This window comes from Pedococcus sp. P2_E4, from assembly GCF_056403935.1.
Genome location: NZ_JBFUEO010000011.1, coordinates 84619 through 95407, shown reverse-complemented (window position 1 = coordinate 95407; position 10789 = coordinate 84619). Strand labels below are relative to the sequence as shown.

Genomic DNA, 10789 nt, shown 5'->3' with positions numbered 1-10789 from the left:
GCCATACGTCGCGCCCGCTGGGCCGCCGGACGGCTCGCGCCCGGGCTGGCAGCTGCCGGCGCTGGCTGCCCTGGTGCTGCTGTGTCTCGTCGGGGTCTTCCTCGGCGGTCGGGCCGCCCTCGAGGGAGTCGCCGCGGACACGCCCCCGGGCACGACCGCGACCGTCGGGCCCGTGCGTCCCACCAACGGGCTCCCGACCTCAGCCCCCTCGGCCCCGACCACGGCCCCCACGACGGCGGGCACCGGCTACACGCCCGGGGGAGACACCGGCCCCGGCCTCACGACGCCCGGCGTGCTCGTGCAGGTGGCTGCTGACCCGTCGGGAAGCCTCGAGGTCGTCGAGCGCGTGCGGTTCGAGGACATCGCCCCCGCCCTGACCCTGGCTCCCCCGACGACCAAGGGGATGCCCTCCTCGGTGGCGCCCGAGGGCGTGAAGGTCACAGGCCTCCAGGTGGTGGCGGACGACAACGTCGTGAGCAGCGGACCGGCCACGCTCTCGCGGGCCACGACCATCGTCCTCCCCTCGGACACCCGGGCCGTGGCGATGCGCTACCGCCTCGAGGGGGCGACCATCCGCAGCGTCCCGTCAGTGCCCGGCAGGGTGCTCGTGCTCCTCCCGCCCATCAGCACGCGCACGGGGCTGGGGTCGTTGCCCGTCATCGTGGAGGTCAAGGGCGGCGACGTCCACAACCTCCAGTGCCCCGGCCTCGCCGCGACCGCCCAGCTCTGCGGCAGGTTCACCGACGAGCGCTGGTACACCGCGCAGCTGCGGCTGGGGAGCACGGCAGTCCTGGCGCAGCTGAACCTGCCCGACCCCGTCGGCACCTGACGGGGTCGGACGTCACCGGGTTCGCAGGGGTTTGCGGCTGCCCCGTGGCCCGACAGTCGAGGGACCACATTCCGGGTGCGGCACGGGGGAGGCGCCGACCTGCGACAGACTCTGCAGAAGACGGCGCGTGAACGAGCAGGACCGAAGGGACCGGGTGACCCACATGGCACGGACGATTCGCTGGCGCGGGGTCCTGAGCCCCGACGGCCCGGGCGACGGCAGACCGGACCCGACGCTGTGGCGCCCGACCACGCCGCTGGTCCCCCCGCGCTCGATCCTCGAGGCGGCGCGGCTCATGCAGTTCGGGGCGCTGCTCAGCGTGGTCGAGGTGGTCCGCGCCTTCGCCACCCGCGCGGACCTGCGTGCCGCGTTCGCCCGTGAGGCCACCGCCCAGGGGATCGACGTCACCGGCGCCGACCTCGACCGCGTCGTCTCCGTGAGCCTCACCACCTCCACCATCGCCGGCATCATCGGCGCCGTCCTCTGGGTCGTGATGTCACGGGTCACGCTGCGCGGCTCGCGGTGGGGGCGGTGGATCGCGTGCCTGTTGTGGGCCCTGTCGTTCGGGGTCTTCGCCGGGGGCCTGCTGGCCACGGCGGGCCCGTTCGCGCGGGCCCTCGCCCTGGCGCAGCTGTTCATCGGCGCCTGGGCCCTGGTCAGGCTGTGGCACCGGGACTCCAGCGCCTACATCACGTTCCAGACCACCCCCGAGGACTGACGGTCCGCCGTTCGCAGCTCGCCGCTCGCCGCCCGGCCGTGGTCGTCCACCGCGCGACCGGCCCGCCGCACTGGCGGTGGCCCGCGCCAAGCCGCACGATGGCGACATGGGCGACGGCGCGTACCAGGCGGCATACGAGCAGAGCATCACCGACCCCGAGGGGTTCTGGCGCGTGGCCGCCGAGGCCATCGACTGGGTCACCCCACCACGCCGCATCCTCGACGACGACCGCCCGCCGTTCTACCGCTGGTTCCCTGACGGCACGCTGAACACCTGCTTCAACGCCCTCGACCGGCACGTCGCCGCAGGCCGGGGAGCGCAGCCGGCGCTGCACTACGACAGCCCCGTGACAGGGACCCAGCGGACGCTGACGTACGCCGAGCTCCTCGACGAGGTGGCGACGTTCGCCGGGGCGCTGTCGTCCATCGGGGTGGACAAGGGAGACCGGGTCGTCATCTACATGCCGATGGTGCCGGAGGCCGTCGTCGCGATGCTGGCCTGCGCTCGGCTGGGGGCCATCCACTCCGTCGTCTTCGGGGGCTTCGCCGCGGGCGAGCTCGCGGCCCGGATCGACGACGCCAAGCCGACCGTGGTCGTCACGGCGAGCTGCGGCGTGGAGACCACTCGGGTCATCGAGTACAAGCCGCTGCTCGACGCCGCCCTGGACCGCAGCAGCCACAAGCCCGAGAGCGTCATCGTCCTGCAGCGTCCCCAGGCGCGGGCGGCGGTGGGCGAGCGCGACACCGACTGGGAGGAGCTCGACTGGGCGGAGCTCGTGGCCGACGCCGAGCCGGCCGACTGCGTCGAGGTGGCCGCCACCGACCCGCTCTACATCCTCTACACCTCAGGGACCACCGGCCGGCCCAAGGGCATCGTGCGCGACAACGGCGGCCACGCCGTCGCCCTGCGCTGGTCGATGGGCAACGTCTACGGCATCGGCCCGGGCGACACCTGGTTCACCGCCAGCGACGTCGGCTGGGTGGTCGGCCACTCCTACATCGTCTACGCGCCCCTGCTGACGGGCGCGACCACGGTGCTCTACGAGGGCAAGCCGGTCGGCACCCCGGACGCTGGGGCCTTCTGGCGGGTCATCGCCGACTACGGCGTCAAGGCGATGTTCACCGCCCCCACGGCATACCGCGCCATCAAGCGGGAGGACCCCGAAGGCACCCTCGTCCGCGACCACGACCTCTCGTCGCTCGAGACCGTGTTCCTCGCCGGGGAGCGGCTCGACCCGGACACCTACGGGTGGGCGACCGCGCGGCTCGGCGTCCCCGTCGTCGACAACTGGTGGCAGACCGAGACCGGGTGGCCGATCGCCGCGAACCTGCGGGGGCTCGAGCCGATGCCGATCAAGGCGGGCTCCCCGACGGTGCCCGTGCCCGGGTATGCCGTGGAGGTGCTCGGTGAGAACGGTGCACCTTTGCCCGCGGGCCAGGAGGGCGCGATCTGCATCAGGCTCCCGCTCCCGCCCGGCACCCTGCCGACCCTGTGGGGCGACGACGAGCGGTACGTCGCCGGCTACCTGTCCGCGTTCGACGGCTACTACCTGACGGGTGACGGTGGCCTGCTCGACGACGACGGCTACCTGTACGTCATGGGGCGGACCGACGACGTGCTCAACGTCGCCGGCCACCGGCTGTCGACCGGCTCGATCGAGGCAGCGCTCGCGGGCCACCCGGCCGTCGCGGAGTGCGCCGTCATCGGGGTCGCCGACGAGCTCAAGGGCCAGGTGCCGCGCGCGCTGGTCGTGCTCAAGGCCGGCGTGGACGCCGCCGCTGACGGTGCCCGGATCGCCGAGGAGCTCAAGGCGCGCGTGCGTTCCGAGGTCGGGGCCATCGCCTCACTCCAACGGGTCGACGTGGTCGCCGCCCTGCCCAAGACCCGGTCCGGCAAGATCCTGCGCAAGACCATGCGCGAGCTGGCCGACGGCCGGACACCCGTCGTGCCGGGCACGATCGAGGACGCCTCAGTCCTCGAGACCCTGGCCCCGGTGCTGTCGCCACCCGCCTAGCCTGTCGGCGTGCAGGGAGTTCTCAACGGGTTCGCGACGATCGGCATCGTCATCGCCGTGGGCGCGCTGCTGGCCCACCTCAAGGTCGTCGACCTCGGTGCACAGCAGGTGCTCTCGCGGATCGCCTTCTTCGTGGCGAGCCCTGCCCTCATGGTCATCACGCTCTCCCGCGCGGACGTCCACCAGGTGCTGTCGGCCAACCTGATCGCCTCGCTCGCCGGTGTCGTGGTCGCCGCCGGTGTCTACATCGCCCTGGCGCGGGTCGTCTGGCACCGCTCCCTGGGCCACACCACGATCGGCGCCCTGTCCGCGTCATACGTCAACGCCGGCAACCTGGGCATCCCGGTGGCGAGCTATGTCCTCGGGGACGCGGCCTTCGTGGCGCCGACCCTGCTGGTGCAGCTGCTCGTGCTCCAACCGCTGGCGCTCGGCTTCCTCGACGCCGACGCGCGGGGAGGGGCAGCGCGCTGGTGGGACCTGCTGTCGCGGCCGCTGCGGAACCCACTCACCGTCGGGTCGCTGCTCGGGGTCGCCCTGTCGCTCACCGGGTGGACGCTGCCCACGGTCGTCGCCGCTCCCCTGGGGCTGCTGGGAGACATGGCGGTCCCCTGCATGCTGGTGGCCTACGGGATCGCGCTGCGGCTCGGACCCGGTCTCGGCCGCGCCGGCTCGGTGACGGAGCTGGCCACCATCTCGGCGCTCAAGCTCGCGGCCCAGCCGGTCGTCGCGTGGTTCGTCGCGAGCGTGCTGCTCGGGGTCGACGGTCACGCGCTGCTGGCAATCGTGGTCACCTCGGCCCTGCCGACGGCGCAGAACATCTTCGTGCACGCCACCCGCTACAACCGCGCGACGGTGCTCGCCCGCGACACGATCCTCATCACGACGGTCGGCGCAGTGCCCGTGATCGTCCTGGTGGCCTGGCTCCTGGGCTGACGCCCCCGCCCCGGCTGGCCCACGACAGTGCGCCTGACCCGCGACGTTTCGTGGGCCAGGCGCACAGACGTGACGTGAGCGTGCTCGCTAGCGGGAGCGGCGGGCGGTGCCGAAGATCGAGCGGGTGATCTCGCGCCCGATGACGGTGCCGGCCGAGCGGATCATCGACTTGAAGGCGGTCGACTTCACGACCTGCTCGACCATGCTCGGCTCCTCCTTGGCCGCCCTCGGGGCGCGGGCCGGCGCCTCCGCCCGGGGTGCCTCGGCCCGGGGTGCCGGGGCAGGGGCCTCCTCCGGGGTGGGAGCCGCCTTGAGCCGCGCCTGCAGCTTCTCGTAGGCCGACTCGCGGTCGACCATCTCGGCGTACTTCGAGCCGAGCGCGGACGCCGCGATCACCTGCGAGACGGTGGCGTCGTCGGACGGTGCCATCAGTGACTGCGGCGCGATCATCCGGGTCCAGGCCACCGGGGTCGGCGCCCCCCTCTCGGAGAGCACGGTGACCACGGCCTCACCGGTGCCGAGCGACGTCAGCAGCTTGGCCAGGTCATAGCCGCTGTGCGGGTAGGTCGACACGGCCGCCTTGAGCGCCTTGGCGTCGTCCGGGGTGAACGCGCGCAGGGCGTGCTGGACCCGGTTGCCGAGCTGGGCGAGCACGTCGCCCGGAACGTCCTTGGGCGACTGCGTCACGAAGAAGACGCCGACCCCCTTGGACCTGATGAGCCGCACGGTCTGCTCGATGGCGTCCTGGAACGCCTTGCTGGCGTCGTTGAACAGCAGGTGGGCCTCGTCGAAGAAGAAGACCAGCTTGGGCTTGTCGACGTCGCCGACCTCGGGCAGGTCGTGGAACAGGTCGGCCAGCATCCACATGAGGAAGGTCGAGAACAGCGCGGGCCGGTCCTGCACGGCAGGCAGCTCGAGGCAGGTGACCAGGCCCTTGCCGTCGGCGGCGGTGCGCAGCAGGTCCTGGGTGTCGAACTCCGGCTCCCCGAAGAACGCCTCGGCGCCCTGGTCGGAGAACGCGATGAGCTCGCGCAGGATCACCCCGGCAGTGGCAGAGGACAGACCCCCGAGGCCCTTGAGGTCGGCCTTGCCCTCGTCGGACGTGAGGAACGCGATGACCTCACGCAGGTCCTTGATGTCAAGCAGTGCGAGGCCGTTCTTGTCGGCGTAGTGGAAGACGAGCCCGAGGCTGGACTCCTGGGTCTCGTTGAGCCCCAGCACCTTTGCGAGCAACGTGGGCCCGAAGGACGTGATCGTCGCGCGGATCGGGATGCCGTGGCCGAGCCCGCCGAGCGAGAGGAACTCGGTGGGGTATGCCGTACCGACCCACTGCTGGCCCACGTCGGCCGCGCGTGTGGTCACCCGGTCGTTCGGCTGGCCGGCCGTGGCCAGCCCGGACAGGTCCCCCTTGATGTCCGCGAGGAACACCGGGACGCCCTGTCCGGACAGCTGCTCGGCCATGAGCTGCAGCGTCTTGGTCTTGCCCGTGCCCGTGGCCCCCGCCACCAGACCGTGCCGGTTGAGGGTCGAGAGCGGGATGCGCACTGGCGCATCGGGGTATGCCGTGCCGTCGACGACCGCGGCCCCGAAGTGGAGGGCGCCCCCCTCGAAGGCATAGCCCGCGCGGATCTCGTCGACCTGGGCGTTGGATGCCGGCGGTGGGGCATCCTTCGCGGCGGCGGGCTGGTCGGGCTGCGCTGGCGTCGCGTTCTCGGTCACGATCGGCACTCTAGTGCGGGTCCCCACCGCCGGGGCAGGTGCGAAGTGTGCGTCGCCGGGCACCCGGCATACCCCTATGGTGGCTGGGTGATCTTCAAGAAGGTGGGCGAGGGACGCCCGTATCCGGAGCACGGCAAGGAGTCTCCTCGCGACTGGGCCGACGTGCCCCCGCGGCTGGTGCGCCTCGACGAGCTGGTCACGACCAAGCGCAACCTCGACCTGCACCTGCTGCTGTCCGAGGACTCGACGTTCTACGGCGACCTGTTCGCGCACGTCGTGGAGTGGCAGGGGACGCTCTACCTCGAGGACGGCCTGCACCGTGCACTGCGTGCCGCCCTTCAGCAGCGACCTACCCTGCATGCGCGCGTGCTCGTGCTTGACTGACCCCCAGCACCGCTGGACCCGATGGTGGTCCGTCCAGCGCTGACCGGAGGTGGGCCGTGAGCTACGTGGTGGAGTCGGGGGCGTCGTCGTCGCGCCGCGCTCGCCGTCGTCGCGCGCTCATCACTCTCGCGGTCGTGGCGCTCATGCTGTTCTTCGCCTTCTGGTACGCCTACTCGTACTACCGCACCTCGGGTGGGCCCCGGGCCACCCCGGTCACGTCGTGCACCACGACGGCCACGGCACCCGCGCCGGGCAAGATCACGGTCAACGTCTACAACGCGACCGAGCGCAGCGGGCTGGCCGCCAGGACCGCGACCGAGGTGCGCAAGCGAGGCTTCAAGGTGTCGACGGTGTCGAACGACCCGCTCGCCCGGCAGGTCGTGGGGACGGCCGAGGTCCGTTACGGCAAGACCGGCGCCCCCGCGGGCAAGCTGGTGATCGCCCTCGTCAAGGGAGCCAAGGGCGTGCAGGACGCGCGCGTCGACGGCTCGGTCGACCTCGTCCTCGGCGAGAAGTTCACGGCCCTGGCCGCGGCCCCGAAACCCACCGCCAAAGCCGCCTCCAAACCAGCCACGTCCAAACCCGCCGCGTCCAAACCTGCCGCCTCCAAACCGGCCGCGACGACGGCTGGGGCGAAGCCCGGTGCCACGATGCCCGCCGGCACCACGGCGACCCCGTCCGCGTCCGGCTGCTGAGGCCCCCCGACCGTCCACCGGCCCGGACCGCCCGTTCGCCCCCCTCCGTCCGCACGACCGGTGACAAGTCGCGGCCCGGCCCGGAGACTGTCCGGGTGAGACCGATGACGGCCGTACGCGCCCAGGTGGCGGACTCGTGGGTCCGCTCTGCCGCGGCCGGCGTCGAGGCGGACCGGGTCGACGCGCCGATCACCCTCGCCCAGGACGTCCTGCGCGACGCCCGGCAGGCGCACCCGCTCGCGCAGGTCTTCCCGCTCCTCGACGACGTGCTGGGTCGGGCGGCTCGCGAGTGCGACGCGATCATGGCGGTCTCGGATGCGGCCGGCCAGTTGCTCTGGGTCTGCGGCACCCCGGGCGTCCTGCGCCGCGCGGAGAGCATCGGGTTCGTCGAGGGGAGCAACTGGGACGAGCGGCTCGCCGGCACCAACGCCCCCGGCATGGCCCTGGCGCTCGACCAGCCGGTCAACATCATCGGCGCCGAGCACTTCCGCAGGTCGGTGCAGCACTGGAGCTGTGCAGCGACGCCGATCCACGACCCTGCCAACGCTGCCCTCCTCGGGGTGCTCGACATCACCGGCGGTGAGCAGATCGTCGTGCCGCAGACGATGGCGATGGTGCGCGCGGCTGCCCGCATGGCCGAGGCCGAGCTCGCCCGCGAGCTGCTCAGCCGGCGGCAGCAGGAGCCGATGCGAGCCCCCGGCGCGGGCCTCTCGCTCGGGCTGCACTGCCTGGGTCGCGACGACGCGCTGCTGTCGGTGGACGACGGGCGCGGTGCGCGCACCACCATCCGGCTCAGCCCCCGACACAGTGAGATCGTGCTGCTCCTCGCCGCGGCGCCGCGAGGCCTGTCCGGAGACGAGCTGGCCGTGCTGCTCTACGAGGAGGACGTCACCACCTCGACGCTGCGAGCCGAGCTCAACCGGCTGCGGTCACTGCTCGGCGACGACCTGCTGGCGTCGAGGCCGTACCGCCTGGGCGCCGACATCACCGCGGACTGGCTGGCGGTCGAGGCCCACCTGGCTGCCGGCTCCGTCGACGACGCCCTGCGTGCGTACCGCGGCCCCCTGCTGCCACGCTCGACGGCTCCCGGCGTGACCCGGCTGCGCGGCAGCGTGGAGGGCCAGCTGCGCCGCGCCGTCCTGGTCAGCCGGGAGCCCGACCTCATGTCGACGTGGACCCGATCGGCGTGGGGCGCCGACGACTACGAGATGTGGCAGGCCCAGCTCAGCTGCCTGGGCGCCACGTCCCCGCTGCGGCCGCTGGTCACGGGACAGCTGTCCCGGCTCGACCACGAGCTCGGCACCGCCTGACCCGCCCGCTCGCGGCCGTCGGCCGAGGGCACGGCACACCTCCGTCTCCACTGCGTGCAACGTGGTCGCAACGTTGTGCTGACTACCGTCACGGCATCCCCACAGCGGGGCACCACCAAGGACGTTGGGAGAACAGCGATGACGATCTACGCACCGCCCGGGACCGAGGGCTCGAAGGTCACGGTCGAGCCCCGCTACGGGCACTTCATCGGCGGCAACTGGGTCGAGCCCAAGAAGGGCGAGTACTTCGAGAACATCTCGCCCGTCACCGGCCGACCGTTCACCGAGGTGGGGCGCGGCACCGCCGAGGACATCGACGCCGCCCTCGACGCGGCCCACGCGGCAGCCCCCGCCTGGGGCAAGACCTCTCTCGGCGAGCGTTCGCTGATCCTCAACCGGATCGCCGACCGCATCGAGGAGAACCTCGAGGCCCTGGCCATCGCCGAGACGTGGGACAACGGCAAGCCGGTCCGCGAGACCCTGGCCGCCGACCTCCCCCTCGCCGTGGACCACTTCCGCTACTTCGCAGGGGTCCTGCGCGGACAGGAGGGCAGCAGCTCCGAGATCGACGAGAACACCGTCGCCTACCACTTCCACGAGCCGCTGGGCGTGGTCGCGCAGATCATCCCGTGGAACTTCCCGATCCTCATGGCCACGTGGAAGCTCGCCCCCGCGCTGGCCGCGGGCAACGCCGTCGTCCTCAAGCCCGCCGAGCAGACGCCCTGGTCGATCCTCAAGGTCATGGAGCTCATCGGCGACCTTCTGCCGGCAGGCGTCCTCAACGTGGTCAACGGGTTCGGGGTCGAGGCCGGCAAGCCGCTCGCGTCGAGCCCCCGCGTCGCCAAGGTCGCCTTCACCGGCGAGACCACGACCGGGCGCCTGATCATGCAGTACGCGTCGCAGAACATCATCCCGGTGACGCTCGAGCTCGGCGGCAAGAGCCCGAACATCTTCTTCGAGGACGTCGCTGCCACGTCGGACGCCTTCTACGACAAGGCCCTCGAGGGCTTCACGATGTTCGCCCTCAACCAGGGCGAGGTCTGCACCTGCCCGTCGAGGGCGCTGGTTCAGCAGTCGATCTACAGCGACTTCGTGCCCGACGCCATCGAGCGCGTCGAGAAGGTCACGCAGGGCAACCCGCTCGACACCGACACCATGATCGGCGCGCAGGCCAGCAACGACCAGCTCGAGAAGATCCTGTCCTACATCGACATCGGCCGTCAGGAGGGTGCCAAGGTCCTCACGGGTGGTGAGCGCAACGTCCTCGACGGCGAGCTCGCCGGCGGCTACTACGTCACCCCCACCGTCTTCGAGGGCACCAACTCGATGCGCATCTTCCAGGAGGAGATCTTCGGGCCGGTCGTGTCCCTGACCAGCTTCTCCGACGAGGCGCAGGCGCTCGAGATCGCCAACGACACGCTCTACGGGCTCGGCGCCGGCGTGTGGACGCGGGATGGCTCGCGCGCCTACCGGATGGGTCGCGGCATCAAGGCCGGTCGCGTCTGGACCAACTGCTACCACCAGTACCCGGCGCACTCCGCCTTCGGTGGCTACAAGCAGTCGGGCATCGGCCGCGAGAACCACAAGATGATGCTCGACCACTACCAGCAGACCAAGAACCTGCTGGTGTCCTACTCGCCCGACGCGCTCGGGTTCTTCTGAGCCGATGCCCGACACGACCCAGCAGTCCAGGGTCGACTTCACGGCCGAGGCGGCGGACCTGCTCCGCCGCCTCACCGTGAAGCACGGTCCGCTGATGTTCCACCAGTCCGGCGGGTGTTGTGACGGCAGCGCCCCGATGTGTTACCCGGCAGGGGAGTTCATCACCGGGGATGCGGACGTGCACCTGGCCGACCTGCCCGTGGGCGGCCTGCTGGACCCGATCGAGTTCTGGATGTCGGTCTCCCAGTACGAGTACTGGAAGCACACCCACCTCACGGTTGACGTCGTGCCGGGGCGCGGCAGCGGCTTCTCGGTCGAGGCCCCCGAGGGAGTGCGCTTCCTCATCCGGTCCCGCCTGATGACCGAGGACGAGCTGCGCGCCTTCGACCTGCTCTGAGGTGCCCGAGGACGGAGGTATGCCGCGTGTGCGGCTGGCCGCGCGGCATACCTCGCCCGTCTGGTCGGGCATACCTCGCCCGTCTGGTCCGGCGGGCCCGCCCGTCTGGTCCGGCATGCCCGCGCGCC

General features: G+C 71.7%; 10 protein-coding genes. 9 read left to right on the top strand and 1 reads right to left on the bottom strand.

The features are described 5' to 3' along the window. From AC1DV7_RS07940 to AC1DV7_RS07925, 4 genes are all read left to right on the top strand, one after another. On the top strand, positions 1-829 hold an 829-nt coding region (locus AC1DV7_RS07940), incomplete at its 5' end, for a hypothetical protein (RefSeq protein ID WP_477596296.1). 163 nt (positions 830-992) lie between these two features. Continuing rightward, the gene (locus AC1DV7_RS07935) at positions 993-1547 is read left to right on the top strand and encodes a hypothetical protein (RefSeq protein ID WP_477596295.1); all 555 of its coding nucleotides are present in this window, start codon (positions 993-995) and stop codon (positions 1545-1547) included. Between the two features lie 106 nt (positions 1548-1653). Beyond that, positions 1654-3561 (top strand): acetate--CoA ligase, encoded by a 1908-nt coding sequence (locus AC1DV7_RS07930; RefSeq protein WP_477596293.1) that lies wholly within the window; start codon positions 1654-1656, stop codon positions 3559-3561. 9 nt (positions 3562-3570) lie between these two features. Further along, on the top strand, positions 3571-4494 hold the full coding sequence (locus AC1DV7_RS07925) for an AEC family transporter (protein ID WP_477596291.1): 924 nt from the start codon (positions 3571-3573) through the stop codon (positions 4492-4494). 87 nt (positions 4495-4581) lie between these two features. Here AC1DV7_RS07925 and AC1DV7_RS07920 read toward each other — a convergent pair whose 3' ends face one another. Beyond that, positions 4582-6213, bottom strand: a complete 1632-nt coding sequence (locus tag AC1DV7_RS07920; RefSeq protein ID WP_477596289.1) for a helicase HerA-like domain-containing protein — start codon at positions 6211-6213, stop codon at positions 4582-4584. Between the two features lie 87 nt (positions 6214-6300). On the opposite strand from AC1DV7_RS07920, the gene AC1DV7_RS07915 reads away from it, so the two are divergent. From AC1DV7_RS07915 to AC1DV7_RS07895, 5 genes are all read left to right on the top strand, one after another. Beyond that, on the top strand, positions 6301-6597 hold the full coding sequence (locus tag AC1DV7_RS07915; RefSeq protein WP_477596287.1) for a type II toxin-antitoxin system VapB family antitoxin: 297 nt from the start codon (positions 6301-6303) through the stop codon (positions 6595-6597). Between the two features lie 56 nt (positions 6598-6653). Next, complete coding sequence (locus tag AC1DV7_RS07910) at positions 6654-7292, top strand: LytR C-terminal domain-containing protein (RefSeq protein WP_477596286.1); 639 nt, start codon at positions 6654-6656, stop codon at positions 7290-7292. A gap of 104 nt (positions 7293-7396) precedes the next feature. Then, a complete protein-coding gene (locus AC1DV7_RS07905) occupies positions 7397-8602 on the top strand; it encodes a GAF domain-containing protein (protein ID WP_477596304.1) in 1206 nt (401 codons plus the stop codon). A gap of 138 nt (positions 8603-8740) precedes the next feature. Next, a complete protein-coding gene (exaC, locus tag AC1DV7_RS07900; protein ID WP_477596284.1) occupies positions 8741-10264 on the top strand; it encodes an acetaldehyde dehydrogenase ExaC in 1524 nt (507 codons plus the stop codon). A gap of 4 nt (positions 10265-10268) precedes the next feature. Beyond that, complete coding sequence (locus tag AC1DV7_RS07895; protein WP_477596282.1) at positions 10269-10661, top strand: DUF779 domain-containing protein; 393 nt, start codon at positions 10269-10271, stop codon at positions 10659-10661. Positions 10662-10789: the final 128 nt, after the last annotated feature.